A 24,032-nucleotide genomic window follows, 5' to 3' on the forward strand; every position below is an offset into this window, starting at 1 on the left:
TGTAAGACGGTGCCGGGGCGGGATGGTTGCTGGAGAATTAGGTTTTTATCCGGACTCGATCAGTCCGTGACCTGGGCCGATGTCGGGCGGGGTCGGCGATCGTGTCCGATCTCCACTAGAGAAACGCTTGCGTTTCGATCAGGGTCGCCGTAGCTTGTCGGTACGAAACCGTTTCGTATCGATGGGAATATGTGATGACGAGCTCCCCAGTACTTCTGGCCGTCGCCCTCTCCCTCGTTTCCGCGCTCTGCTACGCCACGGCCGCCGTGGTCCAGGAGCGGACCGCGGCCGGAACGGCGAACCTGCGCGGCGCGCTCACCCGTGCCTCGTGGTGGTGGGCGGTCCTCCTCAACGCCGGTGGCGCGCTGCTGCATGTGGTCGCACTGCGGTACGGCCCGCTGAGCCTCGTACAACCGCTCGGTGTACTGACCCTCGTGGTGGCCGTCCCCCTGGGTTCGCTGGCCACCCGCCGCCGGACCCCGGGAACGCAGTGGCGCGGCATGGCCCTCACGCTCGCCGGACTGACCGCCCTCCTGACGGTCACCGCCTCGGGCAGCGGGCCGGACAGCGCCCTGAGCACCACGGAGGTCCTGCTGGTCGCGCTCGCCGCCGCCGCCCTCATCGCGACGCTGGCACGCCTGGCCTCGCGCCCCTCCGCCCACGCGGGCCTCGCTTTCGCGGCGGCCTCCGGCATCGCCTCCGGAGTCGGCTCCACACTGGCCCAGAAGCTCGCCGTCGGGGCGGGCATGTCGTGGAGTACGGCCCTGGTCGCGGTCCTCACCGTCGGGTTCGCCGCGGGCGGGCTGCTGCTCGCCCAGAAGGCGTACGGCAGCGGCCTCGGCGGTCCCCTCGCGCTGCTCACCCTCGTCAACCCGGTCGCCGCGTCCGCCATCGGCGTCACCCTGCTCGGCGAGGGCTTCCAGTACGGCGCGACCGGCACCCTCCTCGCCCTGGTCGGCGCGGCGACGGCCGCCCACGGTGTGGTCCTGCTCAGCAGGCCGCAGCCGCAGCCCCGGCCCCGGCCCCAGTCCCAGTCCCAGTCCCGACCTCAGCAAGCACCCCGCCGGACAGGCCCGAACTCCGTACCCGTACCCCTGTCCGTACCCGTACCGATGCCGGACCTGCGACCCGCCCGGATTCTCACCGGCACGAGCCGGGCGGCCTGAAATGGAGAACACGATGACGATGGCCATGGCGCTGCCGACGACACCGGCGATGCCGACGCTCCAACTGCGCCTTCAGACGGCCGTACGCGCGGCGGAACTCGTGGACGTGCCCGCGGTGGTACGCATGATCGCGTCGCCCACATCCACATCCACGGCCACATCTGCATCCGCATCCGCAGCCACGCTTCCGGAGGGCTCCGTGCCGGACTGGGAGCAGACGCGGAGTGCCATGCGGCTGGTGCTGGCCCACTATGCCCTCGAAGAGGGCCGGATATGGGTGGCCGAGCGGGCGGACGGCGGGCTCCTCGCGGCTGCTGTCTGGCTGCCGCCGGGCGTCGGGTCCGAGCCCCCCGACACCCGCTTCAGCAGCCTGCTCGCCCGTGAACTCGCCATCGGTCCTGACGACTGCCCGGTCCTGCCGATGTGGCTGAAGGATGTAGGACCCGAACTGTCGCACTGGAAGGTGTTCATCGTCGGCGCGCTGCACGACACGAGCGCCTGGGACCACACGGTGGCCGCGGACCTGCTGGCCCCGGGCCTGCGCGCCGTCGACGACGAGAACGCGACCGCCGTCGCGATCACGATGTCCCCCCGCCACGGGGACCAGTTGCGGTCCCTCGGGTTCCGCGGCCCGCACGAGGTCCACCTCGGTCCCGGGGTGAACGGATGGCTGACGACTCGTCACCCGATGGGCGGGGCAGGTCGGCTGAGCGCCTGACGGAAGCGCAGGAGAACGCAGGAGAACGCAGGAGGACGCAGGAGGACGCAGGGGAAGCAGGAGGACTCCGCTTCCGCTCCTGGGCTCTCAGGATCCGTCCCATATCCCCAGGCGCTTGAGCCGACGCTGTCGGAGTCGCTCCGCGCAGGCCGTGAGGGCAAAGACGAGCCCCATGGCCAGCCCTCCCAGTACGGCGGGCAGGGGCCCACCCGCTTCGTCCTCGGGCGACGTCATCTGCAAGAAGAGCGCGAGGGGAACGGCCACACTGAGACCGGTACCGATCGGGTGTCGGGCAACCCACTTCTGGATCCGGGTCGGACGCTCCTGCCCGCCCAGAGCCCGATCCACAGCCCAGAATCCACGACCAAGAGACCGCCGCCAGTTCGCCACGGAACAAGAGTAGGGCGAGCGTTCGACACGACTGGCAGATCCGGCTGACCGCCGATGTCACAGAACCGGCCGACCACCCATGTCACAAAACCGGGTGGCCGGCTCGTCCTCCGGGGCACGGCATCCCAGCCGGAGTGCCCAGTCACTCTGTTCCCGACAGAAACGGAGAAGTCGTGTTCGCCGCCTACGTCACGGTCACGATCCTCGGCGCGGTCTTCAACGGCGCCGCCGCCGTCACTTACCTGATCGGCCACGAATACCCCAAAACCCAGGCGGACATGAAGGGCATACCCCGGAAGTGGGTCCCGGTGCTGGGCCTGTTGCTGGCAGCGGGCACTGTGGGGCTGCTGGCCGGGCTCGCGGTTCCGCTCTTGGGCACCCTCGCCGCCTGCGGCCTGGTGCTGTACTTCATCGGCGCGATCATCGCCCACCTGCGGGTGGGTTCCCGCAACATCGTGGGCGGGGTCGTGTTCCTCTCCACCGCGACGGCTGTCCTGACCCTGGGCCTGCTCGACCACGGCCCCTGGTAACCGGCGGGGCCCCGGCCTTCGTCCGGCCGCGGGACATCAACGGGCTGCCGTACTCGGGTGGTTGTGCGGTCGGCGGCGGCAAGTGCCCACTGCTCAGGCCCGTTTCCCGCCCCTGCTGCCCGCGCCGACGCCGGCCGTCTTGGGGCCGTGTGCTCCGCTGGCGGCGGTGGCCGGGGAGGTGGCGGGCCCCGGGTCCAGGGCGTCGCGGACGGCGGTCAGGATGTCCTCGGTGCCGGCGCCGAGTGCCCGGGCGGCGGAGGTGAAGTCCCTTGCCAGGGTAGTGAGTTGGTCGACGTCGTGTGCGTACGGCCCGGACGGGAGCGCGGCGACCCTGGTGCCCGCGCCACGGCGGGTCCGGATCAGCCCGGCGGCCTCCAGCTCGCGGTAGGCGCGGGCCGCGGTGCCCGGCGCCAGCCCGAGGTCGGTGGCGAGCTGGCGCACGGTCGGCAGGCGCTCGCCCGTGACCAGCCGGCCGGTGCGGATCAGCGCGGCGAGCTGGGCGCGGATCTGCTCGTACGGCGGTACCTGGCTGGTGGTGTCGACGCGGACGGCGGGGTCACTCATCGCCGGGGGTCCCGTCCTCGGCCGGCTCGTCCTCGACCGCGCGGGGGGCGACCACGGTGACCAGGGACCAGACGACGGTGAACAGGTTCAGCAGGGCCAGGGGGTAGAACATCCAGAAGGTGAGGGCGCCCAGCACGCCGGCGCAGCCCGTCTCCGTCAGGGACACGGTGACCATCAGTACGGCGTACAGCTGCTGGCTCGACACCAGCAGGCCCCAGGCCCCGGTGACCGCCCACGCGCGGTCGCGGCGCTGCTGTTCCTCGCCCGGGCCGTGGGCGATGCGGCGCAGGGCCCAGAAACAGGTGGGGGTGGCGATGGCGAGTGCGCCGAACATCGGGAGGCTGTAGTGCAGGCCGGGCCAGGGGCCGAGGGCCGCGCGCATGCCGTTGCAGGTGACGTGGGCGACCTTGCCCGTGCTGAATACGCGGTCGGGGTCGACGGAGGCAGTGACGGCCGTGATCACCAGCAGGGCGACGAGGGAGACGCCCTGGAGGGCGATCAGGGGGCCCATGTGGGGCGGCACATGGTCTCTGACCAGGCGCGGTGCGAGACTCGCGGTGCGTACCGCCTCCTGGGGGCGCAGGGTCAGGGCGTCGGCGAGCAGGACACCGGCCACCGCGCACAGGCCGAAGGCCGTGATGCAGAACACGACGCGCTGCTCGAACTCGACGTCCCCCAGCGTGGACAGGGCCTGCGCGACCACGAGGCCGATGGCCAGACCGGACCACCGGGCGTAGTACTCGGCGTGGTCGAGGAACCGGGTCTGGAGCGGGGCGGTGTCGAGCATGTCGAGCATATGGAGATCCCCCCAGATCATCTTGTATCAAGCAGTGGGTACAAGATGCCCCGGCCGGGATCTTGTGTCAAATGCTCGATACAAAAGGGGACTTCGGCGGGACGGGGACTTCGGCTGTGCGGGGACTTCGGCGGGGTGGGCACGACGCGACCGCTCGACGCCGCGGTGAGGTTTCCGGGCGTCGAGCGGTCGAGGCGGAGCGGCGGAGTGACCGCGCAGGGGCTTCAGGAATTCAGTGCTTCAGTGGGTGTGGGGTGTGGGGTGTGTCAGGGCCGTTGCATCACTCGGTCCACGACGGCGTTGGCGGCCACGGTGGACCACTGCTCGTACGTCGTCCCTCCCGCCCTTCGCTGGTCGCGCATACCGAGGTACCGATACGTCTTCGCGTCGAAGACCAGTACCTGTGCGCCGTCAGCCCAGGGCGTGTCGGGCGGGCCGACGTACTGGATGCCGAGGCCTGGGCGGCCGTCCGCGTCCGTGCGGCCCGGCAGCAACTTGATGCCGGGGACGGTGGCGAGTGCCTCGAACGCCGCGGGGCGCAGTCCCTTCGGCAGAACGGCCTTGCGGAGCAGGTTGGAGAGGCCGAACTGGACCAGCGGCCACTCGTCGGCCCTCAAAGGCCGGTTGGGGTCCGGCTTCCTGAGGAGGCCGCGCAGCGCGATCGGCAGCTTGACCGGGTCGGTGGGCAGTTGCTTCAGCTCCGACCACCTGTTCGGCGGCCAAATGCTCTCCCCCGGCCGGAACGGCGGGACCCAATCGGCGTGGCCCAGCTCGCTGAGGTACGACTTCTTGGAGCCGTCGACCGAGCTCCAGCTCTCGTCGACGTATGTCTTGGTTCGGCCGCCTCCGACCGGGGTTTCCTTGATGATCTCCTTGGTGTAGATGAACTGGTCGTCGCGCGGCGCGATCGGCTTTTCGAGACTGCGCGCCTCGGCCGCCGCCCCTCGCAGCACGGTGGCCGCGCTCACCGGCTGGGTGCGAGGAGAGGTCCCCGTGTTCTGGGCGACCACCACGGTCGTGGCGACCGTCGCAGCGGCCATGGCACCCACCGCGACCCGCAGCAGCGGACGGCGGCCGATGGTCATGGCGGCGGCGGGCTCCCCCATCGCCTGGTGCAGGCGGAAGCGGGCACGGGCACGGGCGGCGTCCGTGAGGGGCGGCGCGTCCGCGTCCCACTCCCTGAGGAGCTTGAGTTCATTCATCGCCGGAGACCTCCATCGTCTGATTGCCCGGATTCCTCTTGGAGAGCTGTCGGATCAGATCCGCCCAATGCCTCGCGAACCTTTCTGCGGGCCCGGTGCAGGCGCGACCTGACCGTCCCCACCGGCACGTTCAGGGCGCGCGCGACCTCCTCGTAGCCGAGGTCGGCCCAGGCGACCAGCAGCAGGACGTCCCGATGACGGGCGGGCAACCGGGCCAGCGCACCGGCGAGTTCACGCCCCACCGCCTGCGCGCTGACCCGCGCCGCCACCTGGTCCGCGACCGTCTCGTCGGCCCGGCCGCCACCGGTGCCGTCCGGAGGCAGCCGCCCGAGCGCCCTCAGCCGCCGGGCCTCGGCACGCCGGTGGCGGCTGATGAGGTTGGTCGCGATGCCGAACAGCCACGGACGGGCACCGGCCTGCCCCGTGTCGTACCGGAAGCGCTGCTGGAACGCGGTGGTGAAGGTCTCCGCCATCACGTCCTCGGCCGCCTCCGCACCGAGCCTGCGCGCCGCGTATCCGTGCACCGAGTCGGCATGGCGGTCGAAGAGCACGGCGAACACCTCGGGCTCGTGCCACGACCGTTCGACCACCGAGGCGTCACTCTCCTGCCCCACTCTGACGTCTGGCTCGACGGTCATCGGGGCTCCTTTCGTCGGTTCGATGGTGCTGAAGTCCTGTGCCTTCACCGGTACTTCGCCGTTCGCGGGAATCCGGTTCCCCACGTCGTGACCACGCGGCCCGAGCAGGAGAAGGCTTTGCGGCAGCACGGGAGGCGTGTGCGCCGCCGGGCGGTCGTACGGACGGACGAATCCCAGGGCTTACGCTCCCGGGCATGACCAAATTCCACGCCACTGTTTGCCTGCCGCCGACCGCGCCTCGGAAGGTTCCACGGGCGGTGGCTGCCGCCCTGGCGCCCTACAACATGGGCCTCGCCGAGGGACAGAATCCGGTCGGCCACTGGGACTGGTGGGCCATCCACGCCGCCGCGGGCAACGCCTACCTCGTGCTGCCTCTGCACGACGGCGACCGCAGGCTCGTCACGGCGTCAACCGTGCCGCGCAGGAAGGCCGACCTTGGTGCCCTTGGGCCGCTGGAGTGCTACGGCGGGCCTCGCGGTCTGCTCGACTTCGACGGTATGCGGAACCGGGCGGCGCGCGCGCACGACGACCGGCTCGCCGCTTGGACCGAGCTGAGCGCGATACACCCGCCGGCCACCCCGCGCACCGACTTTCTCGCCCGCCACGAAGCCGATCCTGAAAACTACTCCCAGGCGGACGCCAGGAGGGATCATCTGGCTCAGCCGCTGGTGCAGGAGGTGGCCCAGCGCGCCGTCGCGGGAGACCCGCACTTCAGCACGTCGTTGCTGCTCAACGACCCGGTCGAATACTTCGCGCAGGACCATGAGGAAACCCGACTGCTGGCGGTCCGGAGCGCTGTACCCGGCTTCGCCCTGGTCGCCCTTGACGGCTCGTGGACGTTCGTGGACACGGTCGACCACCTGGAACAGGCCAACCGCTACCTCGACGACCTCGACGCCGAGGCCGTCGTCCTCGACGTGCTTTGCCACTGCTGAGGCCAACGCCCGGCAACGCTGCCGTAGTTCAGGCGGTACGGGCGAGGAACGCGGCCCAGGCTTCGCCGGTGACCGTGAGGTTCGGCCCGCTCGGGTTCTTGGAGTCGCGGATGTGGATGGCGGCGGTGGGGGTGTGGGGGCAGGGGGCGATCTCCACGCAGTCTCCGCCGCCGCTGTCGCTGTACGTCGACTTGCGCCAGGCGTAGGCGACTTCGACGCAGTCCCCGCCACCGTCGTCGCTGTAGCTGGACTTGAACCACCGCAGTGCACCGGCGTTGCTCATGGTTCCTCTCCTGCCAACCGTTCGATGAGGCTGAGTGAGTCGTCGGGACTCAGTGCCTGTGATCGGATCTTCGCATAGCGGTGCGCGAGTTGAGCCACCTCGGGTGGATCGCTGATCAGGATGCCCTGATCCTCGATCTCCATGTAGACGACGTGGTCGTGGTCCTCGGTGACGAGGAGTTTCATAGAACCTCGGTCACCCGCATGCGATCCGCGCAGTCCGCGATCCAGCGGCAGTACTTGCAGGCACACATTGTCCCGCTGCGCGTCCTCGGCGAGCGAGCGCAGCTGCCCGCGCATGATGTCCCAGGTGCCGAACGGCCGCCGCAGCACGGTCTCTTCGAGGATCAGCTCGATCATCGGGGCCGGGGCGCGGTCGAAGAGTGCCCGGCGGGCGAGCCGTGCCTCGACGAGTTCTTCGCGCTTCTGGTCGGAGACGGCCGGATAGCCGCCCCGGATGAGTGCCTGGGCGTACGACTCGGTTTGGAAGAGCCCGTCGACGACGAAGGTCGCGTACGAGGAGATCGTGACCGCGCCCCGCTCCAGCCCCGCGACTCCCCGGAACCGAGCCGGGTACTTCTCCAGCAGCATCCACTTCCGGGCCTTCTCGAAGACGCCCAACCCGCCCCCGAGAACCTCCTCCAGCTTGACGAGCATCTTGTCGCTGGCGGGCTGCGCGCACGTCTCCATCGCGCTGACCGCCGATGCCGTGTAGCCGATCAGCTTGCCCAACTCTTCTTGTGTGAGCCCCATTTGCTCGCGCAGGGCCTTGGCGAGGGCGGCGACCATGTGTGCCGTGCCGCCTGCTTCAGCCTTGTTGTCCGAACTCGCCATCCGGTCACTCCCGAACTCAACCGAACTCAACTGGTCACCACCGACCCGCGCCGAATTCCGACAGCTACCAACCCTCGACGCAGAGTCATGGAAGAAGCTAGCCCTGCCTGCCGAAACTGTCCCCATGAACACAGAAAGTGACGAGACAAACCTCGCCGAACCCGCACTCGCCCCCGAGATCTCCCCACTCACCCCGGAGATCCTCGACGTCCCTGACATCCCCGACTGGATCCCGCCCACCGGCATCCAACTCCGCAAGGCGGGCGTCCAGTTCGACGCGGTACGCGTGGACGGCGACGAGGGCAGGGCGGCGGCGGACCGGCTGGCCCGGATGACCGGCGGTGCGCCGGGGCCTGTGGTTGAGGAGGCGAACGGGAGTCGTGCCGTCTACTTCCTCGTGCCCGTGGGTGCCACGACCCACCGGGTCTGGCCGCCGGGCGTCACCTGTCTCTCGTCCGGCCCGTGCCGCATCGCCTTCATCCCCGTCCCGGCGCTCAACGGCCGGACATGGCCGCTGACTTGGCGTTATCGGCCGACGGGGAGAGATCACCTCGTACACGCGTTGCTTCTGAAGGCGGCGCTTCACCCCGAAGAGTGAAGAACGCGAACTTCCGCCCCGGAAAAGCCCGTTCAGCTTGCATTCGTCGCTCTGCGTGCCCTTAGAGTCACGGCAACAAGAACGCCCCCGCGGTGCGCCAACACCCGGGGGCTCGGCACGAGGAGCGCCAGCTCCAACCAGAGAAGAGCGGTGCTCCGCATGCGAATTCATCGTACGACGCCCACGCGCGCCTTTTCAGTGTTCAGCAACGCCCTTCTCCGCGACCGGAGTCTCTCCTGGTGTGCGGTAGGCGTACTGACGTACCTCCTCAGCCTGCCGAACGGCGCCCGCGCCACCATCCGTACCCTCGCCGAGCAACGCAAGGAAGGGCGGGCCCGGATTGCCGCCGCCCTGCATGAGCTGGAGGAATCCCGGTATCTGCGGCGGGTGGTGCGCAAGGACGGGGAGTCCGGGCAATTCTCCACCGTGTACGAGGTGTTCGACACTCCGTACGACGACGAGCCCCCGGCGGGTGAATCCGAAGAAGTTCAGAACCTGGCCTCCGGTGAGTCGGATTCCGTGGCTTCGGGAGCTCTCCCTTCGGTCGAAAAGACCAGGGAAGAAGAACCTCCCTCCCCGTCGTCGGCCGACGCGTCAGCGGCCGAGACGCCATCGGCCGAGGCCGAGGTGCCGCCGGGCGAGCCCGGGGCTCCGCCGAGCGAACGCACCGCGCTCGCCGCGCGGTTGCTCGGCTCGCTCAGCCGTACCGATCCCCGGCTCGCCCTCGGTGCCGCCGAGGCGTTGCGGCTGGCGCCGCTGGTCGAGGAGTGGTGGGCGGCGGGGGCGAGCAGCACGGAGGTGCGCGCGGCGCTGACGCAGGGGCTGCCCTCGCCGCTGTACTCACCCCGCGCCATCGTCGAGAACCGCCTGCGCCGCAAGCGCCCGGCAGCTCCGGCTGGTGCCGTCGTGCCGGTCGCTGCTGTCGCCGAGGCGGCCGGGCAGGTGCCGGCCAGGCCAACGGCCGTACCCGTCACGACCGTAGAGATTCGCAAGCCCGGCGCCACCGGCTACCGAGACGCCGCCCGACGCGGTGGCGCACTGGCCCGCGCCCTGCTCCAGGGGCGGCCCGCGCCCGCGTAGGCGGCGCACGCAGACTCCCGGCCGTACGTCTATGCGGTCGGGTCAACCCACCCGGAAGGAAACAGGATGACCGCATTGCTTGAGCGGCCCGAGACGGTATACCGCAGGTATACTGTCGTCATGGCTGACACCACCGTCAAGGTCGACCCCCTGGTCCGTGACCGCCTCATGGTGCTCGCCCGCGAGCGCGGGATGACCATGCGCGACCTGATCGCCGAGCTGGCGGGGGCCACACCCACCCAGGAAGAGCTGCGGAAGCGGTACGAGGAGACCAAGGCGTACTGCGAGACACACTTCGGCGTCACCCTCACCGACGAGGACCACGACAGGGTCGAGAAGGTGTGGCAGGACCTGGAGGCCGGGCAGGAGGTGGAGAGCCTGTGAGCGCCGAGAGGGGAAGCGGAAAGGGCGACGTCGGGGGAGGCGGAATGCCTGGACCCTCCGGATCCGGCGGATCGACCGGAGTCGTCTTCGACGAGTCGGCGCTGCTGGCGCTCGGGTCGGGCAACTCACTCGCCTCGCAATTCGTGTCCAACACCGAGCACGGGCCCACCCGGCACGTGTACGTGCCGGCGCTCTGCCTCGCCGCCGCCGACGGCATGCGCAAGGGGCTGGCCGAGCACATCGGGGCTCTGCCCGCCGTCGAGATCGTCGAGCTGGACTTCGCGGGCGCGTCCACCGTGGGCGCGCTGCTGCGTGACGGGGTGGAGTGGCGGCTCGGCCACGCGGTCCACCTGTCCCGGCCGACGGCGGACTGGCCGGACGGCCGACGCGTACTGACCGTCGATCCCGACCTGTACGCGGACATGCCCCTCGTACGGACGCTCAGGCTGCCGCGACAGCGATAGCCCCCGGCCCCGGCACCCGGCAATGGGAAGGGGCCCGCGCCCCGAAAAGGACGCGGGCCCCGGCCGCTGATCGGTCGGTCGGATCGTCAGCCCACGTTCACCGAGTACGACGACGTGCTCAACTTGCCCTTGCCGCTGAAGACTTCGGTGCCCGCCTCCACGCTGGTCAGGTAGTTGGTGTTGGCCATGAGCTTGCGCTGGACCAGCGCGCCGGTCAGGGCCGTCAGGTCGGTCGTCTGCGAGTTGGTGTTGGTCTTGCGGACGAACGAGAAGACGTTCCAACTGCTGTTCGTGTTGACGATCTTGCCGACGTAGAGGTCCCAGGCGACACCGCCCACGGTCAGCGTCTCGCGCTTGGTGCCGAGGGGGCCCGCGCCGTTCTGGCGGTTGAGCCAGACCATCATTTCGTCGTGCGGCTGGTCCTGCCAGTCCGGGTTGGACTTCTGGTGGAACCAGAGGTCGTACGAGACGTTCATGACCGTCGGCGTCGTCTGGGTGATGTTGAAGTTCCAGGACGACGTCACCTTGCGGCCGCTGTTGAGGCGGACCGGGAGCTTGGTGGTGGTGTCCTTCCAGCCCCAGTGCCAGCCCAGGACGGCGCTGGCGTACGCCTTGACGCCGTGCGGGTCGCCGCCCTTCCAGTCGAAGGACGTCTCCCAGTTGATCTTGCCGTTCTTGTACGAGTTGAGCCAGGTGCACTCCTGGCCCGTCGCGCCCTTCGCACCCCACACGTTGTTGTTGAGGTAGTACGGCGGGATCTTCACCGTGTTGAAGGCGGTGCACGAGTCGGCCGGCTTGGCGACGACGGTGCCGGGGGCGGGAGCGGCGGAGGCGCCGGGGGCGAGCAGCAGCGGTGCCGCGACGGCCGCGCTCGCCAGTCCGACGAGCAACGGCAGGCGGTACAGACGCTTGATGGTGACCACGATGTCTCTTCCTTACCGCTACTTGTAGGTGACGTCGGACGTGCGGTAGACGCAGTTCCTGCCGTCCGGACCCGAGCCCGTCTTCGTGGGCTCGCCGACGGTCGTCCCGCGGAACTTCTGGCAGATCACGATCTTCCGTGCCGCGTCGCCGACGACGGTGACGCGCGTCAGCTTGGCCGTGTCGCCGTACGGCGTGGCGTTGATGCCGACGACGTCCAGGCCGGGGGCCTTGATCGTCACGTTGTCGACGACCACGTTGCGCTGGTACTGGGTCTTGCAGACGCCACAGGAGCGGTACAGCTTGCCGAAGTTCTCGACCTCGAAGTTCTTGATGACGAACGTGCCGGGGCCGTTGTGCTGGAACACCTTGTCGGCCGCCTTGCGCGCGCCGCCGCCGTCGATCGTCATCGTCTGGTTGGCGCGCGTGCCCTTGAACGTGGCCGCGTCCTCGCCGACGTCCTCCCACCAGACGTTCTTGATGGTGCAGGTGCCCCGGCAGTGGATGCCGTCGGCGGCCGGGGCCCCGATGATCACGTTGGAGATCGTGGCGCCGTCCGCGAGTTCCAGGATGGGCGGCTGGTTCTCGGTCTGGTCGCCGCCGCCGAGGGCGCCGCTGCCGACGAAGCGGGTGAAGTCGTAGTTCTTGGTGCCGGCGGGGACCTTGATGGTCGCGGTCACCTTCTGGGTGCGCTTCGCGGCCGGCCAGCTCGCGGCGGATGCGGGCGAAGGCCCGGCGGTGAGGGTGAGGGCGACCGCCAGGGTGAGGCCGGCGCCGAGAAGGGTGCGGATCCGGCTCACGTTCACGTTCTTGTACTTGGTCCTGTTCACGTTCATGACGTCGTCACCGTCCGTCCCGTGCGTGTGTCGGCCGCGCGGTGGAGGTCGATGGCGTGGGTGGAGCCCGCGGGGACACAGCCCAGCGCGACCAGCCCGTACCGGCCCGCGTGGGCGTCGGCGACGCACTCCACGGCGACGCCGGGATCGCACTCCTCGACGTGCTCCTCGGGCGTGAAGTTGCTCGGGTGGCAGTTGATGCCGACGGAGACGTCCGCCGGGACGGTCAGGTCCGCCTCGGCGAGGACATGGGCGAGATGGCTGTCGCCGGCCGGCGCGAGTTCCTGACAGCAGTAGCCGGCCGGGAGCTTGACCATGGTGGTGGTGGGGGCCGCCTGCGCCGTGGCCGTGCCCGGCAGCAGGGACACCATGGCCGACGCCGCGAAAGCGGTGAGGGGCACCAGGGTGCGTATGCGTTGGTTCATGCACGCATCGTGATCGTGTAGTCACGTTTTGTGCATGTCGGGTGGGCCGAACGTGCGTACGCCAAGCATCGATGCCGGGCATATCCTGATTTGGTGCGAGTGCGTACGACTGCGTACCCGTGCGTCGATCAGGAGAAGGTGAGTGCCATGCGCGTTCTGCTCAAGGCGCAGTTCGACACGGAGAAGGGCAACGAGGGCATACGCAGCGGCAAGCTGCCGGAGCTGTTGAAGGAGACCCTGGACCACCTCAGGCCGGAGGCCGCGTACTTCGGCCCGGAGGACGGTTGCCGGACCTGCTGGATGGTCATCGACCTGGAGGACTCCTCGCAGATCCCGCCCATCGCGGAACCGTTCTTCACCCACTTCGGCGCCAAGGTGTCGTTCACCCCCGTCATGAACGCCGACGACCTGCAGAAGGGTCTCTCCCGGATCCGGTGAGCGTGCCGCCGCGTGTGCCCGCGCCCATGCCCACGCGGGCGCCCGCGTTCAGCTGAAGACGATCATCGACCCCTGGGCCAGGCTCCGTGTCGCCGCCGCGTTCAGCCCCAGCCACACGTGCCGTTCCCGGGCGAACGGACTGGAGTCGTGCGGGGCGGGTGCCGCCGGTTCCTCCAGTGACGTGGGGGTCATGGGCGGGGCCGGGGCCAAGGGCGGGTTCGCCGGGTCGATGCCGATCGAGGGGGCCACGAACTCCAGCTCCCTCAGCAGGGTTTGGGACGAGCCCAACGGGCCGCCCCCCGCCAGGAGTTCGTCGCTCGAAAGAGGGTGCGGGAAGTCCACCGGGACGTAGGCGCCCGCGTGGTCGTAGTGCCAGACCAGGTGCGACTGCTGGGCGGTCGTCTCGAACATCTCCAGCAACTGCTCGTAGTCACCGCCCAGTTCGTCCACCGGCGTCACCGGCAGCCCGCACACCTGGAGGAGATACGCGCGGCGCAGGAAGTGGAGCGCGTCGTAGTCGAAACCCGCGATCGGGGCCACGTCGCCGGACAGCCCCGGCATGTACGCGTACACCGGCACCGGAGGCAGTCCCGCCTCGCCCAGCACCTTGTCGTAGAGAGCGAGTTCGTCGGCGAAGGGGTTGTCGGGGGTGTGACACAGCACGTCGACGAGTGGGACCAGCCACAGGTCACAGGCCAAAGGAGAACTCCTCGCATCGTCGCAGGCGGTGGTCAGGCACCGTGGGCAGAGCAGTCAGGGAAGCGTAGTGGGTGGCGGGCGGGTCGGACCCCCGTGTGACGGGCCAGACACCGAAAGGAACAGGTCAGGAACGGGACGGGCCGGGTCGGGACGGGCCGGGGTCGGGATCGGTCGGGGACTCAGGGGCTGATCGCGACCGGCCGTTCTTCCCGGAAGCCCCGGGGGCTCCGAGGCCTCCGGGCGCTCCGGAGGTTCACGACCCGTCGTGCAGGTCCCATACCCACACCCCGCCCGTCCACTTACCCTTCTCGCCCGTCAACTGCTCCAGCGTCTCGCGCAGCACCCCGTCGTTGCCCTGGGGGGCCAGCACCAGCACGCCCGCCTTCCAGAACGCGAAGTCCTTCTTGGCCTGCGCCCGCCAGTTGACGCCGATCGTCGGCGCGACGCCCGTGTAGCGCACGTCCCGCAGCATGTTGGAGGTGAAGCGGGGTGCGGCGCCGTAGATGCCGACGCGCTCGTCGCCGTACGGCCCGTTGAAGTATCCACCCGGCAGCTTGAAGCCGAAGTCCGCCGCCGTCTGCCAGTGCAGCGCCTCCGCGTTGCCGGGATCGGGCAGCGGCACCGGGACGAGCGACTCGCCCTTGCCGACGTACGACTTCCACATGCCGTCCGCGATGAAGGGGGGCACGGCCGTGCGTTCCACCGTCTTCAGCGGGGCCGGGACGATCGGCAGCACGGCGAGGAGGACGGCCAGCGTGCCGAAGTACTGCGCGGTCAGGTTGCGGGTGGCCGCCAGCCGCTCCAGCGCGATGGCCAGGAGCATGCCCAGCGCGGGCGCGCAGATCATCGCGACCCGGCCCTCGATCACCGACTCGAACAGCGGCTTCTTCGCGAGCAGCGCCCAGGGACCCGGCAGCACGGTGTCGGACAGCGGGATACGGAACTCGGGGCCCAGCGACAGGAAGGCGGCGGCGACCGCGGTGAAGGCCAGCGCCTTCACGGCCGTGCGCTCCCACATCCGTACGGCGATCGCGAAGGCCAGCAGGACCAGCGGCCAGCCGTAGAAGGCGTTCTGTTCGGTGGGGTTGAGGGAGAGCGCGTCGGCCCTCTCCGCGTTGCCCGCGACGAGGGAGCGCTCGGCGAAGGAGAGCAGCGCGAGCGGGCTGTTGCCCGCGTTGTCGCCGTGCAGGACGCTCTTGTAGCTCTGCGGCCCGGCGAACTGCCAGTAGAGGGGGAAGGCGACGATCGGGAGGCAGACCGCGCCCCCGATCAGCAGGCCGCGCAGCAGCGGACGCCAGGCGGCCTTCGCCACGTCCCGGCGTACGGCGGCGTAGGCGAGGGCGAACAGCACCATCCCCATCGCCGCCAGCAGGAGCGGCTCCTCGCCGAGGAAGATCTGGTACGCCGCCATCAGGCCCAGGACCACGCCGTCGCGGCGGACCCGCTCGCCCTCGCACAGCCGCAGGGCGCGGTCGATGATCAGCGGCATCATGAAGAGGATGACGAAGTTCGGGTGCGCGTTGGCGTGGCTGACCATCGGGGGCGCGAAGGCCGCCAGGGCCGCGCCGGCGAAGGCCGCACCCCGTTGCCGTACGACCCGTTTCACGATCAGCCAGTACCAGGCCGTGGCGGTCGCGGCGAGGCCCAGGGTCATCACCAGGGCGAGGGAGACCGCCGGGCCCGCCAGGAGCGTGATCGGTGCGAAGGGGACGGAGAGGCCGAGCATGACCGTGTTGGCCATGAGGTTCACGCCGTCGGGGAAGCCCTGGAGGTCGGTGAAGAGCGGGTTGCGGAAGTGGCTGATGTTGTCGGCCGTCACCGCGAAGAACCACTCCCACTGGTTCTGGTCCTGGAGGGAGTCGGGGAGGTAGCGGCCCGCCGGGTCGAGCCAGCGGCCCGCGTACAGGGCGACCGCCATGAGGAGGAACAGGGTGACCGCGAGGAGGTCGGCCGGGCGGATCGCGCGTGCCTTGAGGGCCGTCAGTTCGGCGAGGACGCGGGCGTAGTCCAGCGGGCGTACCTTCGAGCCGGACTGGTGGGCCCAGCGGACCGGTATCTCGGCGACCGGCCAGTCCGCGCGGCGGAAGTGCTGGAGGACCTCGACGTCGATGCCCCAGCCGTTGAGCCGGGACGCGGCGAACGCCGTACGGGCGCGCTCCCCGTCGAACAGTTTGAAGCCGCACTGGGTGTCCCGTATGCCGGGGACCGCGACCCGGCGTATCAGGAGGTTGCCGGCCCGGCCGAGGAGTTCACGCACCCGGTGCTGATGGTGCTCGATCGTCGAGCCGGGGACGGAACGGGAGCCGATCGCCGCCGCGTGCCCCTCGGTGAGAGCCTCGTCCAGCACGTCGAGTTCCTCTATGGGCGCGGCCAGGTCGGCATCCGTGACCAGGACACGGGCGCCGCGCGAGGCGGCCACCCCGAGGCGCAGGGCGTTGCCCTTGCCCCGGTTGCGCGGGCTGGTGACGAGCTGGACCCGGGGGTCGGCGAGGCCGGTGACGATGTCCCGGGTGCCGTCGGTGGAACCGTCGTCGACGACCACCACCTCCCAGTCGCCCCAGCGGCTCTCGTTCTCCCGGAGGTGACCGGTGATCGCGGCGAGGGTGGGGCCCAGCCGCTCCTCCTCGTTGTAGGCGGGGACGACGACGGTCAGGTCGAGGGTGCCGGTCGTACGGGTGGGCGCGCTCATCCGAGGGTGCCCCCGTTCCCGGCCGGTGCGGTGACCCCGTCGTCCTTCTCCTTGTCCTTGTCCTCGCCTCCGTCGGAGGCGAGGACGGCGAGCCCCTCTATCAGGGCGAGGGAGTGCAGGTCGTAGTCGTCGACCATCCGGTGTGCCCCGGCGAGGTCGCGGAGGGTCAGCGCGTCGACGACCTCCGTGTACCGGGACCACAGGTGACCGCGCAGGTCGCTCAGCCGGCGCAGGTGCTGCACCGCGCACACCCAGGACTGCACGCGCAGCCGGTGCAGGAAGTCGGTGAGGTACTGGTTGCCGAACAGGGCGCCCAGTTCGCGCCAGAAGCGCAGGTCGTAGCCGATGAGAATGTTCAGCTCACCGGCGGTGGCGGCGCGCCGCGCCTCCTCGCCCCGGCGGCGGACACCGGCGAGGGCGGCGGCGGCACGGGGGTCGCCGACGCGGACGAAGAAGCCGCGCGGACCCGGGCTGTCGACGGCGAAGCCACTCACCCGGCCGTCCGCCCGACCGCCCGCCGAGCCGCCGGCCGCACCGGTCGCCAGGCCCTTCGCCAGACCGTGGAACATGCCGTCGGTGACCAGACCGCGGGCCTCGATCATGCCCCGGAAGTCGGCCGGCGAGTACTCGTGCACGCGGAAGCCGCGATGCTGGTCCGCCTCCAGCAGGCCCTGGGCCGACAGGTCGACCAGGGCTTCGCGGACGGGCGTCGCGGAGACGCCGTACTGCTCGGCGATCTCCTTGACCGTGAACTCCTGACCCGGCTGGAGACGGCCGGCCAGCACCTCGTCGCGGAGCGCGGCCGCGATCTGCTGACGCAGGGTGCTGCGGGTCACGGCGCCGTTGCCGCTGCTGGCGGGCATGGTCGGGGACCTCCCCCTTCGCGCGTGTGGATGTGTACTCGCATATGACTACGAGCACGTCACCTTACGCGTTCGGGTTCCGGGGAGAGTTTCCCGTGCGCTTGACCACTTTCTTGTCCTATCCGGCGGACTCCGTGTACTCGTCGGCGACCGTCAGGGCCGCGTCGAGGGCGGCGAGCCCTTCCTTGACCTCGGCCTCCGTCACGTTGCAGGGCGGGACGACATGAGTGCGGTTCATGTTGACGAACGGCCACAGCCCGTTCGCCTTCGCGGCGGCGCCGAACGCGGCCATCGGGGCGTTGGCCTCCCCGGCGGCGTTGTACGGGACCAGCGGCTCCCGGGTCTCCTTGTTCCGTACGAGGTCCAGGGCCCAGAAGACACCGGTGCCGCGGACCTCGCCGACGCTCGGATGCCGGGTGGCCAGCTCCCTGAGCGCCGGTCCGATGATGTTCTCGCCGGTACGGGCGGCCTGCCCGACGATGTCCTCCTCCGCCATCACGGTCAGCGTGGCGACGGCGGCGGCACAGGCGAGGGGGTGCCCGGAGTAGGTGAGGCCGCCGGGGTAGGGGCGGGTGGCGAACGTCTCGGCGATGGCGCCGGAGATCGCCACGCCGCCCAGCGGCACATAGCCGGAGTTGACGCCCTTGGCGAAGGTCATCAGGTCGGGCACGACGTCGAACAGGTCGGCGGCGAACCACTCACCGGTGCGCCCGAACCCGGCCATGACCTCGTCCAGGACGAACACGATCCCGTACTGGTCGCAGAGCGCGCGCACCCCCGCGAGATAGCCGGGCGGCGGGATCATGATGCCGGCGGTGCCGGGGACGGTCTCCAGGATGATCGCGGCGATCGTGGCAGGACCCTCGAAGGTGATGGTGTCCTCAAGGTGCTGAAGCGCCCGCGCGCACTCCTGCTCCTCCGTCTCGGCGTAGAACCGGGACCGGTAGAGATAGGGGGCCCAGAAGTGCACGACACCGGCGGTGCCGTTGTCGGAGGGCCAGCGGCGGGGGTCGCCGGTGATGTTCACGGCCTGCTGGGTGCCGCCGTGGTAGGAGCGGTAGGCGGACAGCACCTTGGGGCGACCGGTGTGCAGCCGGGCCATGCGCACGGCGTGCTCGACGGCGTCGGCGCCACCGTTGGTGAAGAAGATCTTGTCGAGATCGCCCGGGGTCCGCTGCGCGATGAGCCGGGCCGCCTCCGACCGCGCCTCGACGGCGAACGCGGGCGCGAACGTCGTCATCCGCCCGGCCTGCTCCTGGATGGCCGCGACGACCTTCGGGTGCTGGTAGCCGATGTTCGTGAAGACCAGCCCACTGGTGAAGTCCAGGTAGCGCCTGCCGTCGTAGTCCCAGAAGTACGCCCCTTCGGCACCGGCGACGGCGAGTGGGTCGATGAGATCCTGCGCCGACCAGGAGTGGAACACGTGCGCGCGATCGGCGGCCTTCACGGCCGCACCGGCCTGGGGGTTGGGCTGAGGGGTCATGCGGGGAGCGTAGGTGGCCGGGGAGGCGGCGGGATATCGGCGTCCTGTCTGCGGTCCGGCGCTTTACGCGACAGGTTGTCGCGTGTCCTGATGGGAAAGTAGGGGGGTGCGGGGGAGGGGAGACGGGGAGGCGGCACGGGCATGGAGAAGCTCCGGGACGGGGATCCGGTGCGGATCGGGGCGTACCGGCTGGTCGCGCGGCTCGGTGCGGGCGGCATGGGGCATGTGTATGTCGCGCGGTCCGAGCGGGGACGTACCGTCGCCGTCAAGCTCGTCCGGCGCGAGCTGGCCGAGCAGGACGAGTTCCGCGACCGGTTCCGCCAGGAGGTCGCCGCCGCGCGGCGCGTCGGGGGTCGCTGGACGGCGCCCGTCCTCGACGCCGACACCGAGGCCGCCGTCCCCTGGGTCGCCACCGGGTACGTCGCCGGGCCGAGCCTCGCGCAGGTCGTCGGGCACGACCACGGGCCGCTGCCCGAGCACTCGGTGCGTGTCCTCGCCGCCGGGCTCGCGCACGCCCTCCACGACATCCACACCGCCGGGATCGTCCACCGCGACCTCAAGCCGTCCAACGTCCTGGTCACCATCGACGGGCCCCGGGTCATCGACTTCGGTATCGCCCGCGCCCTGGAGACCCTGACGGAGGGCGGCCTCACCCGCGCGGGCGCGCTCGTCGGCTCACCCGGGTTCATGGCACCCGAGCAGGTGCGGGGCGACCGGGTCACCGCCGCGGCCGACGTCTTCTGCCTCGGTTCCGTCCTCGCGTACGCCGGTACGGGCGCCCTGCCGTTCGGCGCGGCCGGCAGCGGGGCCCACGCCATGATGTTCCGCATCGCCCAGGAGGAACCCGACCTGACGGGCGTCCCGGAGAGCCTGCTCGCCCTCGTCCGCGACTGCCTCCACAAGGACCCGGCCCAGCGGCCCACACCGGAACAGATAGTGGAACGTACGAGCATGCCGGCGAACGCCCTCGCGGCCGGCACCGACGGCCACGATCAGGACACCTGGCTGCCGGGCACGCTGGTCGCCCGACTGGGGCGGCACGCGGTGGAGTTGCTTGAGATGGAGCCGGAGGCAGGGGAGAGGGCAGGGGCTGAGACAAGGGCTGAGACGGGAACAGGGCCGGAGGGCACCGCGCAGGAGCGGGACCGGGAAGCGTGGGACCGGGAAGTACGGAACCGGGAAGAGCGGGACCCGCAACCGTGGGACCGGGAAGCGCCGGGTGGCACGCCCGAGCATGCCCCGCCCGCCGGACAGCAGCCCGTCCATCCCGGCCACGGCCACCCCCAGCACCACCCGCAGCCCTTCGCCGCCACCCCCGGTGAAAGCCGGCGGCCCCCTGTCTGGCCCGGGGACCCGGCGCTCGACGAGCCTGTCGTGCCCGCGGCCTGGAGCGTGTCGACCCCCGGCAGCGGCGATTCCTGCACCGTGCGCGCGGCACGGGTGCAGGCGCGGAGCAGGAGGTCCCGACTGTCGCTGGCGCTCGGCGTCGCCGCGCTGGTCGTCGCCCTCGGAGCCGGCGCGTCCATAGTGGCCCTGCTGAACGGCGACGCCGACACCCCGGTCACGCCCCCGAGCCCCACACCGACCTCGCAGCAGGCCGGTGCCGTACCGTCCGGCTTCCTCGGCACCTGGACCGCCTCGATCGACAACTCCACGGGCCACAACACGCGGCGGCTGACCATTAGGCAGGGCGGGGTGGGCGACAGGGTGCTGACACTGGTCGCCGACGGCCCCACGCAATCGGGGCAATCGGGTACCTACCACTGCGTCTTCGTCGCCACCCTGGCCGAACAGCCCGCCAAGGGCGCTGCGTTGAGGATCTCCCCCTCCCAGGTCACCACCGGTGAACCGCCCTCCGCCTGCACCCCGGGCGCCGCCTCGACCCTCACCCTGAGCAAGGACGGCGGCACATTGCAGCGGGCGACGGAGGACAACGGCGGAGAGCTGACGTACGAGAGGGAGAACTGAACTCCGGGGTCCGCAAGGTGCCGACTTCCGGTCAATTCATGGCCGATATCGGACCCCCGTGTGCGCGGTTTCACCGGCCAGGAACCTCGCCGAACAGGCGGCGGGCGACAGGTGACGGGCGACACGAAGACCGCCTACCAGGACGCGGCCGACGCCGCCAAGGCGGCATCCCGAGCGGTGATCCCGGCAGGCCGGTCACGCCGGAACCCCGTCAGGGACTCCCTGGCGGGGTTTCCTCGGCCGGAGCCACCTGCCTCAGCGCGCCTCCGGCGGCCTCTGCCGGGGCATGTTCGGGCGGGCGCCCGGTGCGGCGACCCCGAAGCGCCCCTGGTGCACCGTCGCGTCCTGTCGGGGCACCCCCATCCCCGCCGACTGGATGCCCAGCGGCGCTGACCCCGTCCGGAACTCCACCATCCAGTCCGCCGTCTCCGCCCGGACCAGCTCCGTGACGTCCTCCGAGAACCTCCGCAGCACCCCGAGACACCGGTCGGCGGCCTCGCCGGCCGTCCCCTCCGTCGGGCCCAGGACCTCCCGCACGCTCTCCGACGCCCAGTCGAACTGCAGCACCTGAAGCCGCCGCTGCACGGCCTGTGCGGTGGCGACGTCCCTTATCCAGCCCGAGGTGACCCCGAAGAACCGGTCGGCGGCCACACACGCCACCGCGACGAGCATCGCCAGATACCCCCAGGGGGCGACCCCGCCCATCACCCCGGTGAGATCGAGCAGCGGCAGCGCGGCCCCGGAGACCGCCCCGAGCGCGGCGCCCGTACGCAGTGCCCTGGCTCCGCGCCGTTTCCAGACGCGGTCGGCGAGATACCAGGCCGCCGTCTCCAGGGCCCCCTGCTCCACCCACCGGTACAGCTCGTCGAGGCGCGGCGCGGGCTCGCCCCAGTCGCCGAGGGGGAAGGGCCGGCCGGTGAGGTCCCCGGGCCGCAGCCCGGCGAAGCCCAGCTCGGGGCGACCCTCGCTCCGCCCGTCGTGGGGCGGTCTCTGCGGCGGCCCCTCGGGCTGCATCTCCGGCTGGCTCACCCGGCACTCCCTTAGCTGAGCAGACTGACCACATCACAGTGCGTGACACCGTAAGACGCCCGCGTGACGTCTGATGCTGGTGTAAAGCTGTCGCGCCGCCTCCTTCCTACCGCCCAATGGGTGGCGGTGACCGGGCTTTCACTTCTTTTCCGCTCGGAAGAAGCCCTTGATCAGGTATAGGCCACAGGACCGGCTCACTCGAAAGAGTGCTGGAGCGACGGCAGGGCCGACCACGTAGGCTCGTGCCGAACGCCGAATTCGCGCGCATGCCTACGCGCGACTTCGCATTCGTATGACTTCGCACGACTTCGCATGACTACGGACGACGAGGAGCTGATCGTGATCCCCGGTGGTGGCCAGCCCAACATGCAGCAGCTGCTCCAGCAGGCCCAGAAGATGCAGCAGGACCTGGCGAACGCGCAGGAGGAGCTGGCGCGGACCGAGGTCGACGGGCAGGCGGGCGGTGGTCTGGTCAAGGCGACCGTGACGGGCGCCGGCGAACTGCGGGCCCTCAAGATCGACCCGAAGGCGGTCGACCCGGAAGACACGGAGACCCTCGCCGACCTGGTCGTGGCGGCCGTACAGGCGGCGAACGAGAACGCGCAGCAGCTTCAGCAGCAGAAACTGGGCCCGCTGGCCCAGGGTCTGGGCGGCGGCGGCAGCGGCATCCCGGGCCTGCCGTTCTGACGTTCGCACCGTGCGCCCCCGGTCCTGCCTTCCTCAGGTGGGCGGCGGCCAACTACGGTACGTACAGCAGGCCGCGCGGAACCGTGTAAGCAAGCCCCGAAGCACCGCAGGACCGAAGCACCGCAGCACCCAGGAAAGGCAGTCCGTTGTACGAAGGCGTGGTCCAGGACCTCATCGACGAACTGGGGCGACTCCCCGGCGTCGGTCCCAAGAGCGCGCAGCGGATCGCCTTCCACATCCTCCAGGCGGAGCCGACGGACGTACGGCGCCTCGCGCACGCCCTCCTCGAAGTGAAGGCGAAGGTCCGCTTCTGCGCGACCTGCGGGAACGTCGCGCAGGAGGAGCTGTGCGGCATCTGCCGCGACCCGCGCCGGGACACGACGGTGATCTGTGTCGTCGAGGAGCCCAAGGACGTCGTGGCGGTCGAGCGGACGCGTGAGTTCCGGGGCAAGTACCACGTCCTGGGCGGTGCGATCAGCCCGATCGAGGGGGTGGGCCCGGACGACCTCCGGATCAGGGAACTGCTGGCCCGCCTCGCGGACGGCACGATCACGGAACTGATCCTGGCCACGGACCCGAACCTGGAGGGCGAGGCCACCGCGACCTACCTCGCCCGCATGATCAAGCCCATGGGCCTCAAGGTCACCCGCCTGGCCAGCGGCCTCCCTGTGGGTGGCGACCTGGAATACGCGGACGAGGTGACCCTTGGCCGCGCCTTCGAGGGGAGACGACTTCTAGATGTCTGACGCCACACTGCACGACACGACGCAGGACCCCGACGACTTCGCGGTCCAGATCGCCGACCAGGTGGAGAGCTTCCTGGTGGCCGTCACGGAGGTGGCGAAGGGCGACGAGCCGGACTCGGCGGTGCCCTTCCTCCTCCTGGAGGTCTCCCAGCTCCTGCTGGCGGGCGGTCGCCTCGGCGCGCACGAGGACATCCTCCCGGACGAGCGCTACGAGCCCGACATGGGCCCGGAACCCGACGTGGACGACATCCGCGAACGCCTGGCGCTGATGCTGGACCCGGTGGACGTCTACTCGGAGGTCTTCGACCCCTACGAGCCCCGCAAGGCCCCGGTCCCGGCCCGTATCTCCGACGACCTGGCCGACGTCATCGCCGACCTCCGTCACGGCATGGCCCACTACCGCGCGGGCCGCACCACGGAGGCCCTGTGGTGGTGGCAGTTCTCCTACTTCTCCAACTGGGGCTCGACGGCGTCCGCGACCCTGCGCGCGCTTCAGTCCCTGGTCGCGCACGTCCGCCTGAACCAGCCCCTGGCGGAACTGGACGGCCTGGACACGGACCAGGAACTCGGCGACGAGACCCTGGCGGAGGAGGCCGGCAAGGTGATGGAGGAGGAGATCGCGGAACCGCTGGGGCTGCGCACGGTCAAGTAGGCGTCGGGCAGCCCG

The 24,032-nt window shown here is 70.5% G+C and carries 27 protein-coding genes; 13 read left to right on the plus strand and 14 right to left on the minus strand.

The features are described 5' to 3' along the window. Positions 1–194: 194 nt before the first annotated feature. The 3 genes from OG595_RS22870 to OG595_RS22880 all read left to right on the plus strand — a co-directional run bounded on the left by OG595_RS22870 (position 195) and on the right by OG595_RS22880 (position 2,804). Positions 195–1,166 (plus strand): hypothetical protein, encoded by a 972-nt coding sequence (locus OG595_RS22870; protein WP_329274860.1) that lies wholly within the window; start codon positions 195–197, stop codon positions 1,164–1,166. Between the two features lie 13 nt (positions 1,167–1,179). Further along, positions 1,180–1,884 carry a hypothetical protein gene (locus OG595_RS22875; protein WP_329274863.1) on the plus strand — a complete coding sequence of 235 codons (705 nt, stop codon included), beginning with the start codon at positions 1,180–1,182 and terminating at the stop codon, positions 1,882–1,884. A gap of 563 nt (positions 1,885–2,447) precedes the next feature. Continuing rightward, positions 2,448–2,804 carry a DoxX family protein gene (locus tag OG595_RS22880; protein ID WP_329274866.1) on the plus strand — a complete coding sequence of 119 codons (357 nt, stop codon included), beginning with the start codon at positions 2,448–2,450 and terminating at the stop codon, positions 2,802–2,804. Positions 2,805–2,897: 93 nt separating this feature from the next. On the opposite strand, the gene OG595_RS22885 is transcribed toward OG595_RS22880, so the two are convergent. The 4 genes from OG595_RS22885 to OG595_RS22900 all read right to left on the minus strand — a co-directional run bounded on the left by OG595_RS22885 (position 2,898) and on the right by OG595_RS22900 (position 6,004). After that, positions 2,898–3,368: a GntR family transcriptional regulator gene (locus OG595_RS22885; RefSeq protein WP_443073115.1), complete on the minus strand. Its 471-nt coding sequence runs from the start codon at positions 3,366–3,368 to the stop codon at positions 2,898–2,900. Next, complete coding sequence (locus OG595_RS22890) at positions 3,361–4,164, minus strand: hypothetical protein (protein ID WP_329274869.1); 804 nt, start codon at positions 4,162–4,164, stop codon at positions 3,361–3,363. Before OG595_RS22890 ends, OG595_RS22885 begins: the two co-directional genes overlap by 8 nt. A gap of 266 nt (positions 4,165–4,430) precedes the next feature. Continuing rightward, a complete protein-coding gene (locus tag OG595_RS22895; RefSeq protein ID WP_329274871.1) occupies positions 4,431–5,366 on the minus strand; it encodes a CU044_5270 family protein in 936 nt (311 codons plus the stop codon). Further along, a complete protein-coding gene (locus tag OG595_RS22900) occupies positions 5,363–6,004 on the minus strand; it encodes an RNA polymerase sigma factor (protein WP_329274874.1) in 642 nt (213 codons plus the stop codon). The genes OG595_RS22895 and OG595_RS22900 overlap by 4 nt, the downstream gene beginning before the upstream one ends. A 194-nt stretch (positions 6,005–6,198) precedes the next feature. On the opposite strand from OG595_RS22900, the gene OG595_RS22905 reads away from it, so the two are divergent. After that, entirely contained in the window at positions 6,199–6,939 is a 741-nt protein-coding gene (locus OG595_RS22905; protein ID WP_329274877.1) for a hypothetical protein, read from the plus strand. A gap of 28 nt (positions 6,940–6,967) precedes the next feature. On the opposite strand, the gene OG595_RS22910 is transcribed toward OG595_RS22905, so the two are convergent. Continuing rightward, a complete protein-coding gene (locus tag OG595_RS22910; RefSeq protein WP_329274880.1) occupies positions 6,968–7,222 on the minus strand; it encodes a DUF397 domain-containing protein in 255 nt (84 codons plus the stop codon). Further along, positions 7,219–8,055, minus strand: coding sequence for a helix-turn-helix domain-containing protein (locus OG595_RS22915; RefSeq protein WP_329274882.1), 837 nt, complete (start codon positions 8,053–8,055; stop codon positions 7,219–7,221). The genes OG595_RS22910 and OG595_RS22915 overlap by 4 nt, the downstream gene beginning before the upstream one ends. Before the next feature lie 124 nt (positions 8,056–8,179). On the opposite strand from OG595_RS22915, the gene OG595_RS22920 reads away from it, so the two are divergent. The 4 genes from OG595_RS22920 to OG595_RS22935 all read left to right on the plus strand — a co-directional run bounded on the left by OG595_RS22920 (position 8,180) and on the right by OG595_RS22935 (position 10,581). Next, positions 8,180–8,653, plus strand: a complete 474-nt coding sequence (locus OG595_RS22920) for a hypothetical protein (protein WP_329274885.1) — start codon at positions 8,180–8,182, stop codon at positions 8,651–8,653. 198 nt (positions 8,654–8,851) lie between these two features. Beyond that, entirely contained in the window at positions 8,852–9,733 is an 882-nt protein-coding gene (locus tag OG595_RS22925; RefSeq protein ID WP_329274887.1) for a hypothetical protein, read from the plus strand. Positions 9,734–9,853: 120 nt separating this feature from the next. Then, positions 9,854–10,117 carry a hypothetical protein gene (locus tag OG595_RS22930; RefSeq protein ID WP_239148886.1) on the plus strand — a complete coding sequence of 88 codons (264 nt, stop codon included), beginning with the start codon at positions 9,854–9,856 and terminating at the stop codon, positions 10,115–10,117. Between the two features lie 44 nt (positions 10,118–10,161). Further along, positions 10,162–10,581, plus strand: a complete 420-nt coding sequence (locus OG595_RS22935; RefSeq protein WP_329274895.1) for a hypothetical protein — start codon at positions 10,162–10,164, stop codon at positions 10,579–10,581. 86 nt (positions 10,582–10,667) lie between these two features. Here the strand turns inward: OG595_RS22935 and OG595_RS22940 are convergent, their stop codons facing one another. From OG595_RS22940 to OG595_RS22950, 3 genes are read right to left on the minus strand one after another with little or no spacing between them, the layout of a single operon-like run. Next, positions 10,668–11,504, minus strand: coding sequence for a GH12 family glycosyl hydrolase domain-containing protein (locus OG595_RS22940; protein WP_329274898.1), 837 nt, complete (start codon positions 11,502–11,504; stop codon positions 10,668–10,670). A gap of 18 nt (positions 11,505–11,522) precedes the next feature. Continuing rightward, positions 11,523–12,338, minus strand: coding sequence for a pectate lyase (locus OG595_RS22945; protein ID WP_329274901.1), 816 nt, complete (start codon positions 12,336–12,338; stop codon positions 11,523–11,525). Next, positions 12,335–12,763: a hypothetical protein gene (locus OG595_RS22950; RefSeq protein ID WP_329274903.1), complete on the minus strand. Its 429-nt coding sequence runs from the start codon at positions 12,761–12,763 to the stop codon at positions 12,335–12,337. The genes OG595_RS22945 and OG595_RS22950 overlap by 4 nt, the downstream gene beginning before the upstream one ends. Positions 12,764–12,910: 147 nt before the next feature. On the opposite strand from OG595_RS22950, the gene OG595_RS22955 reads away from it, so the two are divergent. Continuing rightward, on the plus strand, positions 12,911–13,201 hold the full coding sequence (locus OG595_RS22955) for a hypothetical protein (RefSeq protein ID WP_329274906.1): 291 nt from the start codon (positions 12,911–12,913) through the stop codon (positions 13,199–13,201). Between the two features lie 48 nt (positions 13,202–13,249). Here OG595_RS22955 and OG595_RS22960 read toward each other — a convergent pair whose 3' ends face one another. From OG595_RS22960 to OG595_RS22975, 4 genes are all read right to left on the minus strand, one after another. Continuing rightward, positions 13,250–13,900: a hypothetical protein gene (locus tag OG595_RS22960; RefSeq protein WP_329274908.1), complete on the minus strand. Its 651-nt coding sequence runs from the start codon at positions 13,898–13,900 to the stop codon at positions 13,250–13,252. A gap of 253 nt (positions 13,901–14,153) precedes the next feature. Further along, positions 14,154–16,589: a dolichyl-phosphate beta-glucosyltransferase gene (locus tag OG595_RS22965; RefSeq protein ID WP_329274910.1), complete on the minus strand. Its 2,436-nt coding sequence runs from the start codon at positions 16,587–16,589 to the stop codon at positions 14,154–14,156. Next, positions 16,586–17,452, minus strand: coding sequence for a GntR family transcriptional regulator (locus OG595_RS22970; RefSeq protein WP_329274912.1), 867 nt, complete (start codon positions 17,450–17,452; stop codon positions 16,586–16,588). The genes OG595_RS22965 and OG595_RS22970 overlap by 4 nt, the downstream gene beginning before the upstream one ends. Before the next feature lie 118 nt (positions 17,453–17,570). Further along, entirely contained in the window at positions 17,571–18,935 is a 1,365-nt protein-coding gene (locus OG595_RS22975; RefSeq protein ID WP_329274914.1) for an aspartate aminotransferase family protein, read from the minus strand. Between the two features lie 141 nt (positions 18,936–19,076). On the opposite strand from OG595_RS22975, the gene OG595_RS22980 reads away from it, so the two are divergent. Next, on the plus strand, positions 19,077–20,903 hold the full coding sequence (locus tag OG595_RS22980) for a serine/threonine-protein kinase (protein WP_329274917.1): 1,827 nt from the start codon (positions 19,077–19,079) through the stop codon (positions 20,901–20,903). Between the two features lie 255 nt (positions 20,904–21,158). Here the strand turns inward: OG595_RS22980 and OG595_RS22985 are convergent, their stop codons facing one another. After that, entirely contained in the window at positions 21,159–21,932 is a 774-nt protein-coding gene (locus OG595_RS22985; RefSeq protein ID WP_329274919.1) for an SLATT domain-containing protein, read from the minus strand. Between the two features lie 339 nt (positions 21,933–22,271). Between OG595_RS22985 and OG595_RS22990 the strand changes: the two genes are divergently transcribed. The 3 genes from OG595_RS22990 to OG595_RS23000 all read left to right on the plus strand — a co-directional run bounded on the left by OG595_RS22990 (position 22,272) and on the right by OG595_RS23000 (position 24,017). Next, entirely contained in the window at positions 22,272–22,619 is a 348-nt protein-coding gene (locus OG595_RS22990) for a YbaB/EbfC family nucleoid-associated protein (protein WP_006373444.1), read from the plus strand. 146 nt (positions 22,620–22,765) lie between these two features. Beyond that, positions 22,766–23,365: a recombination mediator RecR gene (gene recR, locus OG595_RS22995; RefSeq protein ID WP_329274921.1), complete on the plus strand. Its 600-nt coding sequence runs from the start codon at positions 22,766–22,768 to the stop codon at positions 23,363–23,365. Beyond that, positions 23,358–24,017, plus strand: coding sequence for a DUF5063 domain-containing protein (locus tag OG595_RS23000; protein WP_329274923.1), 660 nt, complete (start codon positions 23,358–23,360; stop codon positions 24,015–24,017). Before recR ends, OG595_RS23000 begins: the two co-directional genes overlap by 8 nt. Positions 24,018–24,032 lie beyond the last annotated feature (15 nt).

This window comes from Streptomyces sp. NBC_01451 (genome assembly GCF_036227485.1).
Classification (GTDB): domain Bacteria; phylum Actinomycetota; class Actinomycetes; order Streptomycetales; family Streptomycetaceae; genus Streptomyces.